Annotated in this window: 18 protein-coding genes; 11 read left to right on the top strand and 7 right to left on the bottom strand. The window is 72.7% G+C overall.

Annotated features, from left to right (window positions below; all coding sequences use genetic code 11):
* Positions 1-80: 80 nt before the first annotated feature.
* Positions 81-575 carry a DUF3515 domain-containing protein gene (locus ACZ4VW_RS24980; RefSeq protein WP_467966022.1) on the bottom strand — a complete coding sequence of 165 codons (495 nt, stop codon included), beginning with the start codon at positions 573-575 and terminating at the stop codon, positions 81-83.
* A gap of 20 nt (positions 576-595) precedes the next feature.
* Positions 596-829, bottom strand: coding sequence for an Lrp/AsnC family transcriptional regulator (locus ACZ4VW_RS24975; RefSeq protein ID WP_028802415.1), 234 nt, complete (start codon positions 827-829; stop codon positions 596-598).
* A gap of 230 nt (positions 830-1,059) precedes the next feature.
* Between ACZ4VW_RS24975 and ACZ4VW_RS24970 the strand changes: the two genes are divergently transcribed.
* Together ACZ4VW_RS24970 and thiD are read left to right on the top strand one after the other, a co-directional pair.
* Positions 1,060-2,022 carry a thiamine-phosphate kinase gene (locus ACZ4VW_RS24970; protein WP_467966020.1) on the top strand — a complete coding sequence of 321 codons (963 nt, stop codon included), beginning with the start codon at positions 1,060-1,062 and terminating at the stop codon, positions 2,020-2,022.
* Entirely contained in the window at positions 2,019-2,810 is a 792-nt protein-coding gene (thiD, locus tag ACZ4VW_RS24965) for a bifunctional hydroxymethylpyrimidine kinase/phosphomethylpyrimidine kinase (protein ID WP_467966018.1), read from the top strand. The genes ACZ4VW_RS24970 and thiD overlap by 4 nt, the downstream gene beginning before the upstream one ends.
* Before the next feature lie 203 nt (positions 2,811-3,013).
* On the opposite strand, the gene rpmB is transcribed toward thiD, so the two are convergent.
* A complete protein-coding gene (gene rpmB, locus ACZ4VW_RS24960; protein WP_003957616.1) occupies positions 3,014-3,199 on the bottom strand; it encodes a 50S ribosomal protein L28 in 186 nt (61 codons plus the stop codon).
* 237 nt (positions 3,200-3,436) lie between these two features.
* Here rpmB and ACZ4VW_RS24955 point away from each other — a divergent pair, with 237 nt between their 5' ends.
* Complete coding sequence (locus ACZ4VW_RS24955) at positions 3,437-5,038, top strand: DAK2 domain-containing protein (RefSeq protein ID WP_467966016.1); 1,602 nt, start codon at positions 3,437-3,439, stop codon at positions 5,036-5,038.
* Positions 5,039-5,289: 251 nt separating this feature from the next.
* Here the strand turns inward: ACZ4VW_RS24955 and ACZ4VW_RS24950 are convergent, their stop codons facing one another.
* Positions 5,290-8,076: a tetratricopeptide repeat protein gene (locus tag ACZ4VW_RS24950; RefSeq protein ID WP_467966014.1), complete on the bottom strand. Its 2,787-nt coding sequence runs from the start codon at positions 8,074-8,076 to the stop codon at positions 5,290-5,292.
* The gene (locus tag ACZ4VW_RS24945) at positions 8,073-9,884 is read right to left on the bottom strand and encodes an HSP90 family protein (protein WP_467966013.1); all 1,812 of its coding nucleotides are present in this window, start codon (positions 9,882-9,884) and stop codon (positions 8,073-8,075) included. The genes ACZ4VW_RS24950 and ACZ4VW_RS24945 overlap by 4 nt, the downstream gene beginning before the upstream one ends.
* 166 nt (positions 9,885-10,050) lie before the next feature.
* Between ACZ4VW_RS24945 and recG the strand changes: the two genes are divergently transcribed.
* From recG to mutM, 8 genes are all read left to right on the top strand, one after another.
* On the top strand, positions 10,051-12,264 hold the full coding sequence (gene recG, locus ACZ4VW_RS24940) for an ATP-dependent DNA helicase RecG (RefSeq protein WP_467966011.1): 2,214 nt from the start codon (positions 10,051-10,053) through the stop codon (positions 12,262-12,264).
* Positions 12,265-12,337: 73 nt separating this feature from the next.
* Positions 12,338-12,919, top strand: a complete 582-nt coding sequence (gene rsmD / locus ACZ4VW_RS24935) for a 16S rRNA (guanine(966)-N(2))-methyltransferase RsmD (protein ID WP_467966009.1) — start codon at positions 12,338-12,340, stop codon at positions 12,917-12,919.
* A 26-nt stretch (positions 12,920-12,945) separates the two neighbouring features.
* Entirely contained in the window at positions 12,946-13,437 is a 492-nt protein-coding gene (gene coaD, locus ACZ4VW_RS24930; protein WP_467966135.1) for a pantetheine-phosphate adenylyltransferase, read from the top strand.
* 110 nt (positions 13,438-13,547) lie between these two features.
* Positions 13,548-14,612 carry an ATP synthase F0 subunit B gene (locus ACZ4VW_RS24925; RefSeq protein ID WP_467966007.1) on the top strand — a complete coding sequence of 355 codons (1,065 nt, stop codon included), beginning with the start codon at positions 13,548-13,550 and terminating at the stop codon, positions 14,610-14,612.
* Positions 14,613-14,796: 184 nt separating this feature from the next.
* Positions 14,797-15,402: a YceD family protein gene (locus tag ACZ4VW_RS24920; RefSeq protein ID WP_467966005.1), complete on the top strand. Its 606-nt coding sequence runs from the start codon at positions 14,797-14,799 to the stop codon at positions 15,400-15,402.
* 2 nt (positions 15,403-15,404) lie between these two features.
* Complete coding sequence (gene rpmF, locus ACZ4VW_RS24915; protein WP_030496967.1) at positions 15,405-15,578, top strand: 50S ribosomal protein L32; 174 nt, start codon at positions 15,405-15,407, stop codon at positions 15,576-15,578.
* 19 nt (positions 15,579-15,597) lie between these two features.
* Positions 15,598-16,452, top strand: coding sequence for a ribonuclease III (gene rnc, locus ACZ4VW_RS24910; RefSeq protein ID WP_467966003.1), 855 nt, complete (start codon positions 15,598-15,600; stop codon positions 16,450-16,452).
* A gap of 185 nt (positions 16,453-16,637) precedes the next feature.
* On the top strand, positions 16,638-17,498 hold the full coding sequence (mutM, locus tag ACZ4VW_RS24905) for a bifunctional DNA-formamidopyrimidine glycosylase/DNA-(apurinic or apyrimidinic site) lyase (RefSeq protein WP_467966002.1): 861 nt from the start codon (positions 16,638-16,640) through the stop codon (positions 17,496-17,498).
* Here mutM and ACZ4VW_RS24900 read toward each other — a convergent pair.
* Both ACZ4VW_RS24900 and ACZ4VW_RS24895 read right to left on the bottom strand, forming a co-directional pair.
* Positions 17,488-17,880, bottom strand: coding sequence for a winged helix-turn-helix transcriptional regulator (locus tag ACZ4VW_RS24900; RefSeq protein WP_467966000.1), 393 nt, complete (start codon positions 17,878-17,880; stop codon positions 17,488-17,490). The genes mutM and ACZ4VW_RS24900 overlap by 11 nt on opposite strands.
* Before the next feature lie 195 nt (positions 17,881-18,075).
* Entirely contained in the window at positions 18,076-18,909 is an 834-nt protein-coding gene (locus ACZ4VW_RS24895; RefSeq protein WP_467965998.1) for a CAP domain-containing protein, read from the bottom strand.
* Positions 18,910-19,014: the final 105 nt, after the last annotated feature.

Genomic DNA, 19,014 nt, shown 5'->3' with positions numbered 1-19,014 from the left:
CGTGACCGGAAAGCAGCGCCGTCCGTCCTCGGGCCCGCGGGACTTTCCGGACACGGCCTAGGGCCCCGGCCCGTTCCCTGCTAGTCGCACTCCGGTTCCAGGGCGCACGGGACGGCCTTCTCCACAGGAGCGGCGAGATCGGTGAGCGGCGCGGCGTCGTGTGCGTACCGCTCGTCCAAGGTCACCTCGACGTACGTCTTCCGGTACACCGAGGTGAAGCGGGGCCCGCCCCCCTCCGGCCGTTCCAGCATCCACCGGACGCCGTTCACGGAGACGCCCTGGGACTGGGGATCGGTCATCTTTTCGGGCCGGGGGACGCCACAGCGCAGTACGATCGCCGCGTCCCCCCACCCGGCGGTCAGCTCGGACTCGGGCTTCGGATCGTTCCGACCCAGCCCCGCCACGGTGTCCGGAAGTTCCTTCGCCAGCGCCTGGCAGAGGGCGGCTTCCTCCGCCGGAGGGCTGGGAACCGGGACCGACGCCTTCGCGTCCGGGGAGGAGCAGCCCGCGGCGGTCAGCAGCAGAACGGCTGCGACGGCGGCGGGCAGGCCGAAGGGCCGGTGGGAAGACGTCACCGGCCAAGGGTAGACGGGGGCTACAGATGCACGACCGGGCAGGTGAGGGTCCGCGTGATGCCGTCCACTTGCTGGACCTTGGCGACCACCATGCGGCCCAGCTCGTCCACCGTGTCGGCCTGCGCGCGGACGATCACGTCGTACGGGCCCGTCACGTCTTCCGCCTGGATCACCCCCGGGATCTTGGAGATGGTCTCGGCGACGGTCGACGCCTTGCCCACCTCGGTCTGAATAAGGATGTACGCCTGTACCACGGAACCTCCAGGGCGACCACGAGGATCTTGTGGGAGAAAGGGACGCCACGGTACCGCGTCGCCGAGGGCCGCGGGGAGACCTGCGCGCCCCGAGGCGCCCACAGTGTGGCGGACGCACGACAGAAGTTGACGGTCTACTTGACGGTACCCAGCGCGGTGACGGCTCGCGACCCGCAGAGCGAGCGGCGGGCGACGCGCACGGCCGGCACGACAACACGAGGTGACACGCGGTGAAGGGCACAGTAGGAGAACTGGGGGAGTTCGGGCTCATCAGGGAGCTCACCTCCCGGCTCACCTCCACCCCGGCGGTACGGATCGGACCCGGCGACGACGCCGCGGTCGTCTCCGCACCCGACCGGCGCGTGGTGGCCAGTACGGACATCCTGCTCGAAGGACGGCACTTCCGCCGGGACTGGTCGACGGCGTACGACGTCGGCCGCAAGGCGGCCGCCCAGAACCTCGCCGACATCGCCGCCATGGGCGCCGTGCCCACCGCGCTGCTGCTGGGCCTGGTCGTCCCCGCCGAACTCCCCGCCACCTGGCCGGTCGAGCTCATGGACGGCCTGCGCGACGAGTGCCAGGTCGCGGGCGCGGCCGTCGTCGGCGGCGACGTCGTCCGCGGCGACACCATCACCATCGCCATCACCGCCCTCGGTGACCTGCGCAACCACGACCCGGTGACCCGGGGCGGGGCCCAGCCCGGTGATGTCGTCGCCTACACCGGCTGGCTCGGCTGGTCCGCCGCCGGATACGCGGTGCTCTCCCGCGGGTTCCGCTCCCCGCGCGCCTTCGTCGAGGCCCACCGGCGGCCCGAACCGCCGTACCACGCGGGCCCCGCGGCCGCCGGGCTCGGCGCCACCGCCATGTGCGACGTCAGCGACGGACTCATCGCCGACCTCGGTCACATCGCCGAGGCCAGCAAGGTGCGGATCGACCTGCGCTCCGGGCTCATCGACATCCCGACCCAGATGCACGACATCGGGCAGGCCGTGGGCGTGGACCCGCTCCAGTGGGTACTGACCGGGGGAGAGGACCACGCGATCGTCGCCACCTTCCCGCCCGACGTGAAGCTGCCGGCCCGCTGGAAGGTCATCGGCGAGGTCCTCAACCCCTCCGCGCTGCCGCAGGTCACCGTGGACGGGGCGCCCTGGCACACCAAGGGCGGCTGGGACCACTTCGGGGGCCACGAGTGAACCCGCCCCTGGTCCTCACCGTCGCCGGATCCGACTCCGGCGGCGGAGCCGGCATCCAGGCCGACCTGAAGACGATGCTCGCCCTCGGTGTCCACGGCATGAGCGTGCTCACCGCCGTCACCGCCCAGAACTCGCTGGGCGTCCGGGGCGCGTGGGAACTGCCCGAGGAGGCCGTACGGGCCCAGTACCGGGCCGTCGTGGACGACATCGGCGTCCAGGCCGTGAAGACCGGCATGCTGTCCTCCGCCGCGCTCGTGGAGACGGTGGGGGAGCTGCTCGCGGGCACGCCCGGCGTGCCCGTGGTCGTCGACCCGGTCGGCGTCTCCAAGCACGGGGACCCGCTGCTCGCGGCCTCGGCGCTGGATTCCGTACGGACGAAGCTGCTGCCGCTGGCGACGGTGGCGACGCCCAACCTGGACGAGGTGGTCCAGCTCACGGGTGTGGTCGTCGCGCGGGAGTCCGATCTCCGGGAGGCCGCCGCGGCGATCCTGGCGTACGGGCCGCGGTGGGCGCTCGTCAAGGGCGGCCATCTCGAAGGGGACGCCGTCGATCTGCTCACGGACGGCAGCGAGGAGCACTGGCTGCGCGCCCCCCGGCACGACAACCGGCACACGCACGGCACGGGGTGCACGCTGGCCTCGGCCGTGGCGTCGGGCCTCGCCAAGGGGCTGACCGTGCCGGACGCGGTGGGAGAGGCGAAGGCGTACGTGACAGGGGCGATCGCGGCCGGGTTCGCACTGGGCGCGGGGATCGGCCCGGTGGACCACGGCTGGCGGTCGCGCGGTTAGGCCCGGGGCCGGGACCCGTTCCCGGCCACGGTTCTCCTACCCGTTCCGGCCCCGATCCCGGCCCAGGTCCTGGCCCCGCTCCGGGTTCCGGGCATGGCAAAAGGCCGGTTCACCGAGGTGAACCGGCCTTTCAAGGCAACCGCAGGGGCTGCGCTACGACAAAACGTCGGCGGGATCATCCCCACTTGCGCGGGGAGCATCACTTAGCGCGAGACCTTGCCGGCCTTGATGCACGAGGTGCAGACGTTGAGCCGCTTCGGCGTCCGACCGACCACGGCACGCACACGCTGGATGTTCGGGTTCCAGCGACGAGACGTACGGCGGTGCGAGTGCGAAATGTTGTTGCCGAAGCCCGGCCCCTTGCCGCAGACGTCGCAGTTGGCAGCCACGGGTCACTCCAAAGACTTCAGATTTACAGTGAAAACCGGCGCACCGGAATCAGAGGTCTGAAGTGGCTTGCCGGGGGAATGGCCCGACTCTCGCCGGGCAACCGAAGCAGCATACAACGGCTGCTCCCGTAGAACGAAACTACCACGACCACCGCGGCCCCCGCCCCCGGCCCTGGTCACGAGCGGGTCTACCCTGCGGTGAGCTCACCGCAGACGCCGCTGGCAGGAGGCCACCCGTTGCCGCAGACCGCGCAGACCCTCGACGCCGCAGCGGTCCGCTCCTGGTGCGTACGCGCGCTGGACGCGCTCGGCCGGGAACGCGAGGAGATCGACGCGATCAACGTCTACCCGATCGCCGACGGTGACACCGGCACGAACCTCTATCTGACGGTGGAGTCCGCCGCCCAGGCGGTCGAGGCGGTCTTCGCGGCGGACGACCCCGACGCCGGCGAGGTCATACGGGCCATGGCGCACGGCGCCCTCATCGGCGCCCGGGGGAACTCCGGGACGATTCTCTCGCAGCTGCTGCGCGGCATGGCGTCCGTCCTCGCGGACGGGCGCGACGGGGACCACCTCGCCCGGTCCCTCGCGGTGGCGGCCAAGGCGGCCCGAGAGGCCGTGGCGCACCCGGTCGAGGGAACGATCCTGAGCGTGGCCGGTGCGGCGGCGGACGCCTGCGAGCGGGGCGGGACCCTCGTGGCGGTGGCCCGAGGGGCGTACGAGGGGGCCAGGACCGCGCTGGAGGCGACCACGGGGCAACTGGCCGTGCTCGAACGCGCGGGGGTCGTGGACGCGGGCGGACGGGGTCTGGTGGCGGTCCTCGGGGCGCTGGTGGAGGTCGTGTCCGGAGAGGCGCAGGTCCGGCCGGCCGGGGCGGCGCACCGACCGGCCGATGCGGACGAGGCGTGCGGCCCCGAGGACGGAGCCGAGGGACCCGCCGGGCCCGCCTTCGAGGTGATCTACCTCCTGGAGGCGGACGACGCGGCCGTGGACAGGCTGCGGGCCCGGCTGGACGAGCTGGGGGACTCCCTGGTCGTGGTCGGCGGCGACGGGCTGTGGAACGTCCACGTCCACGTCGACGACGCGGGGGCGGCGGTCGAGGCGGGCGTGGAGGCGGGCCGGCCGTACCGGATCCGCATCACGCACTTCTCGGGCGTCACCGCGGTACGGGAGCGCACGCAGCGGGCCGTCGTGGCGGTCGTGCCCGGCGAGGGGCTCGCCGGCCTGTGCGCGGAGGTCGGGGCGACCACGGTGCTGGCCGGGCCGGGGGAGCCGCCGGCCAGCGGCGTACTCCTCGAAGCGATCCGGCGGGCCCACGCGCGCGAGGTGGTGCTCCTGCCGAACGACACCGACCTGCGGCACACGGCGGGCGCGGCGGCCGAACAGGCGAGGGCGGAGGGCATCAGGGTCGCCCTGATCCCGACCCGCGCCGCCGTCCAGGGCATCGCGGCGCTCGCCGTCCACGAGCCGGACCGCCGCTTCGACGAGGACGTGGTGGCGATGACGGCGGCGGCGGGGGCGACCCGGTACGCCGAACTCGCCGTCGCCGAACGCCAGTCCTTCACCTCGGCCGGCGTCTGCCAGGCCGGCGACGTCCTCGGCCTGATCGAGGGCGACGTGGCGGTCATCGGCCAGGACCTGACGACGACGGCCCGCACGGTCCTGGACCGGATGCTGTCGGCGGGCGGCGAACTGGTGACCCTGATCGTGGCGGACGAGACCCCGCCCTCCCTGGCCACGGCCCTCGAACGCCACGTCCGCGACACCTACCTGGCCGTCGACACGACGACGTACCGCGGCGGCGTGGGGGCGCCCCCGCTCCTGATCGGCGTCGAATAGCGCCGGGGCGACGAGACCCGCTCGGCCGGGCGGTGCGGTCGCTTCGCCCCCACGCGGGCGGGCGACTCCGCACCACCCACGGCCGAGCCCTGCCCGGGCGGGCGGGGAAGACCAGCGGCGGGGGGGCGGCCGCGCGCCCGCGGCCGCCGCTCTCCCCGGCGATGCGGCGGCTGCAGGTGCGCGGCGCTCCGTGGCCGACCCGTCCGCCCCGACGGCCCGGGAGCCGACGGGGCGCAGGGTTCAGGAGGGGGTCAGGACGTCGCCTGGGACAGCAGGGCCGTCGCCTCCTCCGACTCCGGGTTCTCCGCCAGGACCTTCCGGGCCAGCGCCGCCGCCTCCGCGTGCTCGCCGAGGGCCAGGTGCAGCCGGCCGGCCAGCAGTTCCGCCGCCGTCCGCCGGTCGCGGAAGCCGGGGCCCGCCGACCCGTACGCGGACACCGCCCGCGCCGCGTACGACAGGGCCTCCCGCGCGTCCGACTCCCCGAGCAGCTCCGCCGCCTGGGCGTACGTGTCCGCGAGTTCCCCCAGGTCCGAGCCGCACGCCTCCGCCGCCGCGTCCATCAGCGCACGGCCCTCCTCGGCGCCCGCGATCCACGCCCGCACGCGCAGCGTCCTGACGTACGCCGCCGCGTCGCCCAGCTCCCGCCACAGCTCGCCCGCCCGCTCGTACGCCGCGGCGGCCTGCGGCCGCAGCTCCGCCCGCAGCAACGCCTGCGCCGCCAGGTTCGCGAGCATCGCGTGGTCCCGCTGCTCCGGCCACTCCTTCGCGAGCTCCGCCGCCCGCAGCCACTGCTCGGCCGCGGACCGGGGTTCGTCCAGCGCCGTCAGGCAGTCGCCGAGCCACCACAGGGTCTGGACGACCATTCCGTCGCCGTGCTCCTCCACGGACAGGTCCGGCAGCACCGACTCCAGAATCGCCGCCGCCTCCTCGGTCCGCCCCTCCCGCAGCAGCCAACCGCCCAGCTGATGCCGGGCGTACGCGCCGATCCCCCGGCTCTCGCCGGCCTCGTCGGCCCAGTGCGCCGCCTCCAGGGCGTGCTCCGTCGCCTCCGCGAACCCTCCCGCCGCGGCGAGCGCGTGCGCGAGCTGCATCCGCAGCCGGGCCTGCCCGCCCGCCGGCGCGTGCGCGGCCCCGTGCTCCAAGGCCGCCCGGGCGGCCCGCTCGGCCGTCTCGACGTCGTCGAGGTGCAGAGCGATCCGGGAGAGCTGGACCTCCGGTTCGACGGCGTACCAGGGCAGCCCGGCCCGGTGGTACAGCTCGGCGGCGTGCGCGTACTGCCGGGCCGCGCCCTCGGCGTCGCCCTGGTGCGCCGCCAGATCGCCCCGCACGGCCTCGGCCTCCGCGACCCGGTCCGTGAGCTCCGCGAGTTCCGCCGGGTCCGTCACCGCCGCATCGTCCGCGCGGGCCGAGGCGAAGGCCAGCAGCGCGTCCACGGACCGCGCGAGCTCCTCGGGCGCGCCGTCCTCCTCGTGCAGCCGCAGCAGCCCGATCCGCACCCGGGCGAGCAGCGCCCCGGCCGCCTGACGGGCCGTGGCCGCGCCCTCGGCGTGCAGGGCGAGCACCCGCGCGATCGCCTCCTCGACGGCCGCCGACGCCTCCTCCACCCGTTCGTCCAGCGCGAGCGCGTACGCGGCGCGGGCCCGGGCGCCCTCCGCCTCACCATGCTCGCCGGCCGCCTCGTACCCCTCGGCCGCCGTGTGGAACAGCCGCACCGACTCCGCCGGGCCGTCCGCCATGGCCATCGCCCGATGGTCGTCGAGCTCGGCCCGCGCGAGGGCGTCCAGCTCGACGCCCGCCGCCGCGACGGCCTCCCACGCCGCCCGCGCGGACGGGCTGCGCTCCTTCGACAGCCGTCGCGCCTCGGCGATCGGATCGCGTGATTCCGTCACCGGCTCCACGACGGGCTCAGGGACGCGGACCGGCACCGGCCCCGACGCCCGTACCCCCAGCGGCAGCCGGTCCAGCAGCGGCGCCCGCCCCATCCGCTCCCGGGCGATCTCGCTCACCCGGTCCGTACCGTTGCGCTCGTCGAAGCGGCGGGCGATCGCCAGCGCCTCCACGCGCGCGTGACGGGCGAGTTCGCCCGCCGTCCAGGAGGAGCCCGCCGGCCCCGGCACCGACTGTCCGCCGTGTCCGAGCGCCACCAACCGGTCCATCAGCAGCGCCGTCACGGCCAGGAAGTCCAGGTGACTGTCCGGGTCACCGGCGTCGGTGAAGTACGCCGGGCGCTCCGCCAGGATCTCCAGACCCCGCGCCTCGTTCCCGGTCAGCGCGCAGAACTCGATGTGCTCCGCCACCGAGCCGCGCATGCTCTCCATCGGCCGCACCAGACGGTAGCCCCGCAGATGGTTCGCGCGGGCCTGCTCGCCCCGGCCGAGCCGGAGCAGCGGCAGCAGCGAGGACGCCAGCACCGCGTGCGGCTCATGGGCGCAGGTGTGCTCACCCGCCAGGACCGGCGCCCAGATCTCCAGGGCCTCCTCGTCCTCGCCCAGCTCCGCCCGCCAGTGGCCCTGCGTGTGCAGCTCACAGGCGTGACAGTCGGCCATCCGGTCCCGGTCGGCAGCCAGCCAGGCCGCGTACGCCCGACCCGCCCGCTCCCGGTCGCCGATGTGACGGGCCACCCGGAACTCGCCCTGCCGCACGGCCCGCTCGGAGTGCCCCGCGAGCCGGTACCGGTGCTCCATCTCGCCGAGCCACTTCTCGATCGAGGCGAGCGGGATGTGCGGCTGGTCGAGCATCCCGCTGGAGACCCACTTGAACACCCAGTGCAGGGAGTGCGCCTCGTACGCGTCGAAGTCCGCCGGGTTCTCGTCCCACATCCGCAGCAGCCGCGAGAAGGGCACGAACATCTTCGCCTTCTCGGAGCTGTAGTTGTACGCCTGCAACTGGTGCCCGAGCGCCTCGATGACGGCCAGCGGCTCACCGATCGACTCGGCCTCCGCGAGCAGCCGCTCGGCCCGCTCGTTGCGCGCGGGCCCCTCCGGCTGCTGGGAGTTCTCCTGTATGGCCTCCCGCAGGGCCTGGAAGGTCAGGGTCATGCCGTGTTCTCCCCGTGGTGAGTGGTCCATTCGAGCAGTCCGGCGAACGCCCGGTTGAGCAGGGCCGAGTCGGCCGGACGCAGCGGCCGCTGCGCCATCAGCAGCGCCTGGCCGTACAGCGCCTCGACGGCCGTTCCGGCCAGCTGCGGATCGTCGAGCGAGCCGATCCGGCGGATCAGCGGGTTGAGATGGTTGAGGACCAGCCGGGCCCGCGGCGCGCTGCCGCGCAGCGAGCCGAGGATGCCCGCCCACAGGTCGTCGGCCTGTTCCTCGGCGTCCGCCCGCGCCTGTTCGTGCCGGGCCGCCCGGTCGTCCAGGTGCAGCGCGGGCACGGTCAGCGGGTGGAAGGCCCGCAGGGCCACGTCGCAGCCGAGGGGATCCAGCGCGGCGCGCGCCACCGACAGGAACGGCGCGAGGGCCAACTCCTGCGCCGGGTCGACGGAGTCCAGATGGGCGGTGACCGTGTCCGCGTCGAGTTCGGCGACCGCCGTGCCAGGCCGGACCTCGGGAAGCCGCTCGACCAGCTCCGTGTCGTACGTGTAGCCGCCGTTGACCACACCGATGCCCTGCGCGGACGCGATGGCGGCGACCTGCCGGAACTCCTCGACCGTACGGGTGTAGTGCACCACCGGGTGCCGGCGGGCGAACTCCTCCAGCGAGAGACGGCCGTCCGTCGTCTCGAACGGCAGCCACGGCAGCATCGTCCGCAGCATCTCGCCGTCGTGCCGGGCCAGCGACTTCACCCCGAGATGGTGCACCGACAGGAACTGCCCCAGGCGCTCCGGGTCACCCGCGGCCAGCCCCCCGAGCCAGTCGCGCACCGCCGCGCCCAGCGCGTCCCGCACACCGGCCAGCGTCTCGTCCTCGTACAGCGCCTCACGCGAGGCGGTCGGCCGCAGGCTGTCCGTGTCGAGCACGCACCGGACGAAGAACGCCCAGTCGGGCAGCAGCCCGTCCGCCCGCTCGGTGAGCAGCATGCCCTTCAGATGCACCCGGTGCCCCGCGCGCTGGGCGGGGCTGACCGCCGACGGCAGGACGTACGCCACACCCCGGATGCCGGCCAGCGGCAGATCCAGGTCGATCGAGTCGAGCGGGGTGAAGCCGAACAGCGCCCGGCAGTGACCGGCGAGCGCCACCCGGCGGGCGGCCGGGCTCGGGTACGCGCGGTCCCAGGGCGCGGGCAGATCGGTGACCGGCTCGTCCCCGACCCGTACTTCGTACGGGAGGAGGGAGCCGTACTCGCGGGCCAGCGAGAGCACCTTCGCCTCGGTCAGCCACTCGCCGGCACCGGGGCGGGCGGTGAGGTGCACCGTCGTGCCCGGCTCCGGGCGGGCGCCGTCCGGGAGCGTACGGACGGTGTACGAACCGTCGTCGCGGGCCGTCCACTCCACCGGAGGGGCGTCGGGCGTACGAGCGCTGCGGCTCACCACCCGGATCTCGGCGGCGACCACGAAACAGGCGAGCAGCCCGATGCCGAACTGGCCCAGGAACTCGGCCCGCGCGCTCGCGATGCCCTCGGCGTCGGCCCGCTTCGAGCTGCGGCCGATGGTGGCGAGCAGGCTGTGCACGTCGTGCTCGGTCAGCCCGATGCCGCTGTCGTCGACGCGCAGACCGTCGCCGTCCACGGACAGCAGGACCCGCGCGGGGGCGTCCGGCTGCTCGGCGCGACGGGCGGTGATCGCGTCCACGGCGTTCTGAAGCAGCTCGCGCAGATAGACGCGGGGGCTCGAATAGAGGTGGTGGGAGAGAAGATCCACGAGTCCGCGCAGATCGACCTGGAACGTATGGGGTGTCTGATCAGGAGTCATCGTCGCTGCGCCGGTGGGGGGACGGGCGACGGCGCGGGTCGGGCGATCCCGGCGGCCGGTGATCGCGGAGGAGGAGGGGAGGACGCGCCATCCTAGGCATCACGACGCCGACGTGACCAGGGGATATCCGCGGCCTGCGGGACGGTTGTCGGTGGAGTGGTGTGCAATGGAACGCGTGCCAGTGCTCGACGAACCCCTCAAGAACCTGCTCGGCGCCGCCACCGCGAAGGTGATGGCCGAGCAGCTCGACCTGCGGACGGTCGGCGACCTCCTCCACCACTACCCCCGGCGGTACGCCGAGCGCGGAGAGCTCACCGCGCTCGCCGATCTGCCGCTGGACGAGCACGTCACGGTGGTCGCGCGGGTGGCCGACGCCCGCGTGCTGACCTTCAACAAGGGCGGCCGGGGCAAGGGCCAGCGCCTGGAGGTGACGATCACCGACGGCAGCGGCCGGATGCAGCTCGTCTTCTTCGGCCGGGCCGTCCACTTCCACCAGAAGGAGCTGCTGCCCGGCCGGCGCGGGATGTTCGCCGGCAAGGTCGGCGTCTTCAACCGCAAGCTCCAGCTCGCCCACCCCGAGTACAAGCTCCTGGACGACGAGAGCAGCGACGAGGCGGTCAAGGCGTTCGCGAGCGAACTGCTGCCGATCTATCCCGCCTGCAAGCAGCTGGAGTCCTGGACGATCGAGCAGTCCGTCTCCATCGCCCTGGACTCCCTGGCCGCCACCGGCTGGGCCGGGCTCGCCGACCCGCTGCCGCCCGCCCTGCGCGAGGGCCGCGACCTCACCGACCTCCCGGACGCGCTCCAGAAGATCCACCGCCCCCGCACGAAGGCGGACATCGAGGAGGCCCGCCGCCGCCTCAAGTGGGACGAGGCGTTCGTCCTCCAGGTCGCCCTCGCCCGCCGTCGGTACGCGGACACCCAACTGCCCGCCGTCGCCCGCAGGCCCGTCCAGGACGGCCTCCTCGACGCCTTCGACGCCAAGCTGCCGTTCACCCTCACCGAGGGGCAGCGGAAGGTCTCCCGCGAGATCTTCGACGACCTCGCCACCGAGCACCCCATGCACCGCCTCCTCCAGGGCGAGGTCGGCTCGGGCAAGACGATGGTGGCCCTGCGGGCCATGCTCGCCGTCGTGGACGCCGGGGGACAGGCCGCCATGCTCGCCCCCACCGAGGTCCTCGCCCAGCAGCACCACCGCTCGATCACCGAGATGATGGGCGAGCTCGCCGAGGGTGGCATGCTCGGCGGCGCCGAGCGCGGCACCAAGGTCGTGCTGCTCACCGGCTCCATGGGTACGGCCGGGCGGCGGCAGGCCCTGCTCGATCTGATCACGGGCGAGGCCGGGCTCGTCATCGGCACGCACGCGCTGATCGAGGACAAGGTGCAGTTCCACGACCTCGGCCTCGTCGTCGTCGACGAGCAGCACCGCTTCGGCGTGGAGCAGCGCGACGCCCTGCGCGGCAAGGGGAAGCAGCCCCCTCACCTGCTCGTCATGACGGCCACCCCCATCCCGCGCACGGTCGCCATGACCGTCTTCGGCGACCTGGAGACCTCCGTCCTGGACCAGCTGCCCGCCGGACGCTCCCCGATCGCCAGCCATGTCGTGCCGGCCGCCGACAAGCCGCACTTCCTCACGCGCGCGTGGGAGCGGGTGCGCGAGGAGGTGGAGAACGGCCATCAGGCCTACGTCGTCTGCCCCCGCATCGGCGACGACGAGGACGAGAAGAAGAAGCGCAAGGCGTCCCCCGAGGACGAGGCCGAGAAGCGGCCGCCGCTCGCCGTCCTGGAGGTCGCCGAGAAGCTCCGCGCCGGCCCGCTCGCCGGACTCCGCACCGAGGTCCTGCACGGCCGGATGCACCCGGACGACAAGGACGACGTCATGCGCCGCTTCGCCGCCGGCGAGGTCGACGTCCTGGTCGCCACCACGGTCATCGAGGTCGGGGTCAACGTCCCCAACGCCACCGCCATGGTGATCATGGACGCCGACCGCTTCGGCGTCTCCCAGCTCCACCAGCTCCGCGGCCGCGTCGGCCGTGGATCCGCCCCCGGCCTCTGCCTGCTCGTCACCGAGATGCCCGAGGCCGCCCCGGCCCGGCAGCGCCTCGCCGCCGTCGCCTCCACCCTCGACGGCTTCGAGCTCTCGCGGATCGACCTGGAGCAGCGCCGTGAGGGCGACGTCCTCGGCCAGGCCCAGTCCGGCGTCCGCTCCTCGTTGCGGATGCTCACCGTCATCGACGACGAGGAGGTCATCGCCGCCGCCCGCGAGGAGGCGACCGCCGTCGTCCTCGCCGACCCGGACCTGACCGACCACCCCGAGCTGCGCACCGCGCTCGACGCGCTCCTCGACAAGGAACGCGAGGAGTACCTGGAGAAGGGCTGACGCACGGCACCGGGAGCCGCCATAAGCTATTGCACACGCAATGGCTCATGGCTTACACGGAGCGAGGACCCAGATGACCCGCGTGATCGCCGGCACCGCCGGCGGGCGCCGACTCGCCGTACCGCCGGGCAACGGCACCCGCCCCACCTCCGACCGGGCGCGGGAGGGCCTCTTCTCCACCTGGGAGTCGTTCCACGGCCTGGCCGGGGCGCGGGTCGTCGACCTGTACGCCGGTTCCGGCGCCGTCGGCCTGGAGGCGCTCTCCCGCGGCGCCTCCCACGCCCTGCTCGTCGAGGCCGACCCGCGCGCCGCGAGGACGGTGCGGGAGAACATCCGCACCCTCGCCCTGCCGGGCGCCGAACTGCGCACCGGCAAGGCCGAACAGATCGTGACCGGCCCGGCCCCGGCGGAGCCGTACGACCTGGTCTTTCTGGACCCTCCGTACGCCGTCTCGGACGACGATCTTCGCGAGATCCTGCTCACACTCCGCTCCGGGGGCTGGATCGCGGAGGATGCGCTCGTCACCGTGGAGCGCAGCACCCGAGGCGGGGAATTCGGCTGGCCGGCCGGTTTCGAGCCACTGCGGGCCCGTCGCTACGGCGAGGGAACGTTTTGGTACGGTCGCGCCGCCTCTACGTGCGAAGACGCACGATGACCGGACCGGAGAGCGAGGGACCCAAGTTGCGCCGCGCCGTCTGTCCGGGGTCATTCGACCCCATCACCAACGGACATCTCGACATCATCGCCCGCGCCTCCAAGCTGTACGACGTCGTACACGTCGCGGTGATGATCAACCAGTCCAAGAAGGGCCTGTTCACCGTCGACGAGCGGATCGAACTGATCCGTGAGGTCACCCGCGACTTCGGCAACGTCGAGGTCGAGTCCTTCCACGGCCTCCTCGTCGACTTCTGCAAGCAGCGCGACATCCCCGCCATCGTCAAGGGCCTCCGCGCGGTCAGCGACTTCGACTACGAGCTGCAGATGGCCCAGATGAACAACGGCCTCTCGGGCGTCGAGACCCTGTTCGTCCCCACGAACCCCACCTACAGCTTCCTGTCGTCCTCCCTGGTCAAGGAGGTCGCCGCCTGGGGCGGAGACGTCTCCCACCTGGTGCCGGAGGCCGTCCTCGGCAGGCTCACCGAGCGCCTCGCCGAACAGCGCGGCCCGCAGTGACCGCGAGCGACCGTATCTGACGGTCCGTCACCAGGTGTCCGACGGGGGACGACTGCCCTTACAGTCGTCCCGTCCGTCTCCATCCAGCTGTAGAGAGTGGCGAGCACCCGGTGGACGTGCAGAAGAAGCTCGACGAGATCGTTTCGACGGTCACAAACGCCCGCTCCATGCCCATGTCGGCGTCCTGCGTGGTCAACCGCGCCGAGCTGCTCGCCATGCTCGAAGAGGTACGGGAGGCCCTGCCGGGCTCCCTGGCACAGGCCCAGGAGCTTCTCGGCGGGCGCGAGCAGATGGTCGAGCAGGCCCGGCAGGAGGCCGAGCGGATCATCCAGGCCGCCCACGCCGAGCGCGGCTCGCTGATCTCCGACACCCAGGTCGCCCGCCAGTCCCAGGACGAGGCGGACCGGATCCTTGCCGAGGCCCGCCGGGAGGCCGAGGAGATCAAGGCGGAGGCCGACGACTACGTCGACTCCAAGCTCGCCAACTTCGAGGTCGTCCTCAACAAGACCATCGGCTCCGTCGACCGCGGCCGCGAGAAGCTCCTCGGCCGCGGCCCCGGCCTGGACGAGCAGGGCTACGCCGATGAGGACGCCCCCGAGTACAGCGCGGACCCGCAGACCCTGATCCACCGGGCCGACGCGTACGTCGACGCCAAGCTGGGTGCCTTCGAGGCCGTCCTCTCCAAGACCCTGGAGGCCGTCGGCCGCGGCCGGCAGAAGCTGCACGGCCGGATCGCCACCGACGACCTCGGCGCGCACATGGCGGCCCAGGACGCGGCGGGCAACGCCGTGCACACCAGCGACGCGGACTACCTGGCCGGCCTCGCCGAGCTGGCCGACCCCGAGCCGGGCCGGCAGCCCGCCGCGCAGCAGGCCCCGCAGATCCCGGCGCAGCAGCCGGACCCGTACGGCTACCAGCAGCCCCAGCACCAGCCCCAGGACGCGTACGCCTACCAGGGCCAGGACCCGTACGCGTACCAGAACCAGGATCCGTACGCCTACCAGCAGCAGTACAGCTACGACCAGCAGGTCCAGGCACAGGTCCAGCCCCAGCAGCCGCAGGCCGCCGCGCTCGACGAGACCAGCTTCTTCGACACGAGCATGATCGACCTGGAGCAACTGCGGCAGTACGAGCAGGGCCACGGCCAAGGACACGGCCAGGGCCAAGGCCACTGAGGCGGACCCCGGCCGGGGCCGGATTGGGCCCTGGGCGAAGCGTCCAGTATCCTGGCTCTTCGGTCGCGCGTATGCCCGCGATCCATGCTGCCTGCTTCGTCTCTCGATTCGAACGCGGCGGCCCCCTCACGATCCGAAAGCAGGAAGAGCCCTGAGCACGCGCCTCGACCACCGCAACCCCCTCGTGTTCGACACGCACGAGCTGGGGCGGCGTCCTGGTGCCCTGCAGCGGCTCTCCCGCTCGGTCACGGCCCCCGGCGACTTCGGCGTCGAAGGGGTCATCGGTGTGCCGGAAGGCGCGCCCGTGGAGATCCAGCTCCGTCTCGAGTCGGTCATGGAAGGGGTGCTTGTCACAGGCACCGCCCGTGCATCGGCCGAGGGGGAGTGCGTAAGGTGTCTGGAGCCTGTCGAGTTCGAGCTCGACGTGGACTTCCAGGAGATGTTCTCGTACCCCGACTCCGACGACCGGGGCCGCTCCAAGGCGGCCGCGGACGACGAAGCCGAGGACGACGAGGACATGATCCCCCTCGAGGACGGCATGTTCGACCTCGAGCCCGTGCTGCGTGATGCGGTGGTGCTCGCACTGCCGATGCAGCCGGTGTGCCGGGAGGACTGCAAGGGTCTGTGTTCCGAGTGCGGAACCAACCTGAACGAGAACCCGGACCACCACCACGACGCCGTCGACATTCGTTGGGCGGCACTGCAGGGACTCGCCGGTTCGCTGGGAACCGATGAGAAGGACAACATGAGCGGCGCCGAAGCTGGCGTCGACGAGAAGCAGGAGAAGTAGCCGTGGCTGTTCCGAAGCGGAAGATGTCGCGCAGCAACACGCGCCACCGCCGGTCGCAGTGGAAGGCTGCGGTCCCCACCCTGGTTTCGTGTGAGCGTTGCCAGGAGCCGAAGCAGCAGCACATCGCGTGCCCGAGCTGCGGCACCTACAACAAGCGCCAGGTCCTCTCGGTCTGAGTGGCTGGTGAGAGGCGCGATGTCTGAGTCCAACAAGACGGACAATGCCTCGTCCCACACGCTTCTGGAAGGGCGGCTCGGGTATCAGCTCGAGTCCGCCCTTCTGGTGCGTGCGCTGACGCACCGCTCGTACGCGTACGAGAACGGCGGTCTGCCCACCAACGAGCGTCTGGAGTTCCTCGGGGACTCCGTGCTCGGCCTGGTGGTCACGGACACGCTGTATCGCACCCACCCCGACCTGCCCGAAGGCCAGCTGGCCAAGCTGCGGGCCGCGGTGGTCAATTCGCGTGCGCTGGCGGAGGTCGGTCGCGGCCTCGAACTCGGCTCCTTCATCCGGCTCGGCCGGGGCGAAGAGGGCACGGGTGGCCGGGACAAGGCGTCCATCCTCGCCGACACCCTTGAAGCGGTGATCGGCGCGGTCTATCTCGACCAGGGCCTCGACGCGGCCTCGGAGCTGGTGCACCGGCTCTTCGACCCGCTGATCGAGAAGTCCTCGAACCTCGGTGCAGGACTGGACTGGAAGACCAGCCTCCAGGAACTCACCGCGGCCGAGGGTCTGGGTGTTCCGGAGTACCTCGTCACCGAGACGGGTCCGGACCACGAGAAGACCTTCACTGCTGCCGCCCGCGTCGGTGGTGTCTCGTACGGCACCGGCACCGGCCGCAGCAAGAAGGAGGCGGAGCAGCAGGCGGCGGAGTCCGCCTGGCGCGCGATTCGCGCGGCGGCGGACGAGCGAGCGGCGGCGGCGAAGGCCGCGGCGGCGAGCGCGTCGACCGTCACGGCTCCGGTCGAGGCCGACGTCGCGTCCGACGTCGAGGTCGAGGTCGAGGACGGTGGCGCGCCGACGGCCACCGACCCGGCGCAGACCGTCTGACCCATTCCTTCGGGTTCTTCTCCGCCCGCTCCCTGGTTCCAGGGGGCGGGCGGTGCCGTTTCCGCAGCCGTGAACCCCCTGAGCCGGTCCGTCCTACGGTCCGTCGTACGGGCCGTCGAACCGGTCCGCGGGCGGGCGATAGGCTGCGATCGTCGTCGTCACCAGCCCCCTTCCGGAGGAGTCCCGTGCCCGAGTTGCCCGAGGTCGAGGTCGTACGGCGCGGTCTTGAGCGCTGGGTCGACGGGCGCACGGTGGGCGAGGTCGAGGTGCTGCACCCCCGGGCCGTGCGCCGGCACCTCGCCGGCGGGGCGGACTTCGCCGCGCGCCTCACGGGCCACCGATTCGGCACCGCACGCCGGCGCGGCAAGTACCTGTGGATCCCGCTCGCGGACCGCGAGTTCTCCGTCCTCGGCCACCTCGGCATGAGCGGGCAGCTGCTCGTCCAGCCCGAGGACGCCCCCGACGAGAAGCACCTGCGGATCCGCGTCCGCTTCGACGACGGTCTCGGCACCGAGCTCCGCTTCGTGGACCAGCGCACCTTCGGTGGGCTGTCGCTCCACGAGAACACGGCCGACGGCCTCCCCGACGTCATCGCGCACATCGCCCGCGATCCGCTGGACCCGCTGTTCGACGACGCGGCCTTCCAGACGGCGATCCGTCTGCGCCGTACGACCGTCAAGCGCGCGCTGCTCGACCAGACGCTGATCAGCGGCGTCGGCAACATCTACGCCGACGAGGCGCTGTGGCGCAGCAAGCTGCACTACGAACGCCCCACCGGCACGCTCACCCGGCCGCGCTCCGCCGAACTCCTCGGCCATGTACGCGACGTGATGAACGCGGCCCTCGCCGCCGGCGGCACGAGCTTCGACAGCCTCTACGTCAATGTGAACGGCGAGTCCGGCTACTTCGACCGGTCCCTGGACGCCTACGGGCGCGAGGACGAGCCGTGCCGCCGCTGCGGCACACCGATGCGCCGCCGCCCGTGGATGAACCGGTCCAGCTACTTCTGCCCGCGCTGCCAGCGCCCGCCGCGCGCTACGGCGTGACGGCGGCGGAGGCGGTGCGCCTCTCGTCGTAGCTCTCGCGCGCCGACAGGACCTCCGGCATACGGCCCTCGACCAGGTCGATCAGAGCGCGCAGCCGTTCCGCCACCTCGCGGCCAAGGGGGGTGAGGCGGTAGTCCACCCGCGGGGGGTTGGTCGGCTGGGCCTCACGGTGGACGAGGCCGTCGCGCTCCAGCGCGTGCAGGGTCTGCGACAGCATCTTCTCGCTGACTCCGTCGACGCGGCGGCGCAGCTCGTTGAAGCGGAACGTGCCCTCGTGGAGCGCGCCGAGCGTGAGCGCGCCCCACCGGCCCGTCACATGCTCCAGCGTCTCGCGCGAGGTGCAGGCCCGTGCGAACACGTTGAACACGAGGTCGTCGGTCATGCCCTCCACCGTACTCGCGCGCAGCGCTCACCGGCAGAGGGCGCTTACCGACGGATTGCGCTGCGTTTACGCGCTGCGTGCATGCGCCGCGGGCATGCGTTGCGTCGGCCGGGGAGGCGCCCTGTCGGCCGGGAAAGGGCGAAGGGCCCCGTCACCACGTGGTGACGGGGCCCTTCCTCCTGTGTTCCGGCCGGCTCAGAAGCCGAAGTCCTGCGTCCACCACGGGCCGCCGTCGGCGAAGTGCACGCCCACGCCCAGCGTCGTGTAGTCGCAGTTCAGAATGTTCGCGCGGTGGCCGTCGCTGTTCATCCACGACTCCATCACGGCCGCGGCGTCCGCCTGACCGCGGGCGATGTTCTCGCCGCCGAGCCCCGAGACGCCGGCCTGACGGGCGCGCTCCCAGGGGGTGTCCCCGTCGGGGTCCGTGTGGTCGAAGAAGCCGCGCTGCGCCATGTCCTGGCTGAACGCGCCCGCCAGGGCCGCGAGAGCGCTGTCGGACCGCACCGGGGTGCAGCCCACCTTGGCCCGCTCCACATTGACCAGCCGCACGACCTCCGCCTCGGCCGCGACATCGCGGGCGACCGCGGCCGGGGCCTCGGTGCGCACGGGGGGCTTCTCCGTCGTCGGCACGGGCTTCGGCTTCGGTGGCGTCGTCATCGTTCTCGACGGCTGCGGGGCCGGCTTCTTCGGCGCCGGGGAGGCGGTGGTCTTCGACGGCTTCGGCTTCGGCGACGGGGTCGCGGAGGGGGAGGAGGCGGTCTTGCCGGCCGACGGGCCCGCGGACGTACCCGCGGCCGGGGCGGACGACTGGTTCGACGGGGTCGCGGACGAGCCGCCCTGCGTCGTCAGCTCCGGCGCCTGCCGGGACTCGGTCTGCCGCTCGCCCGAGCCGGCGCTGCCGACGGTCAAGGTGTCCCCGCCGGGCAGGAGGCCCGAGGCGACGGCGATCGCGCCGACCGCCACCGCGGCGGAAGCACCGAGCAGTCCGGTGCGCACGGGCGCGCCGCGCCTCTTGCGATGGCGTCCCATCTGCTCTGCCTTTCTGCCGACTGTGCTGTGCTCTTTGCTGATCTTTGCTGCCGGGGCCCCTGGTGCAGAGGCTGTCCACTGAGACGCATCCGAACGGGTGAGTCT

Source organism: Streptomyces sp. NPDC029139, from assembly GCF_055564335.1.
Note: the sequence above shows the minus strand (reverse complement) of the source record. Positions and strands in the feature narration are given on the sequence as shown.

Coding starts and splice junctions, on each gene's coding strand:
- ACZ4VW_RS24950 (WP_467966014.1), bottom strand. CDS start 8,076: ATGACCCTGACCTTCCAGGCCCTGCGGGAGGCCATACAGGAGAACTCC.
- ACZ4VW_RS24945 (WP_467966013.1), bottom strand. CDS start 9,884: ATGACTCCTGATCAGACACCCCATACGTTCCAGGTCGATCTGCGCGGA.
- recG (WP_467966011.1), top strand. CDS start 10,051: ATGGAACGCGTGCCAGTGCTCGACGAACCCCTCAAGAACCTGCTCGGC.
- rsmD (WP_467966009.1), top strand. CDS start 12,338: ATGACCCGCGTGATCGCCGGCACCGCCGGCGGGCGCCGACTCGCCGTA.
- rnc (WP_467966003.1), top strand. CDS start 15,598: ATGTCTGAGTCCAACAAGACGGACAATGCCTCGTCCCACACGCTTCTG.
- ACZ4VW_RS24900 (WP_467966000.1), bottom strand. CDS start 17,880: ATGACCGACGACCTCGTGTTCAACGTGTTCGCACGGGCCTGCACCTCG.
- ACZ4VW_RS24895 (WP_467965998.1), bottom strand. CDS start 18,909: ATGGGACGCCATCGCAAGAGGCGCGGCGCGCCCGTGCGCACCGGACTG.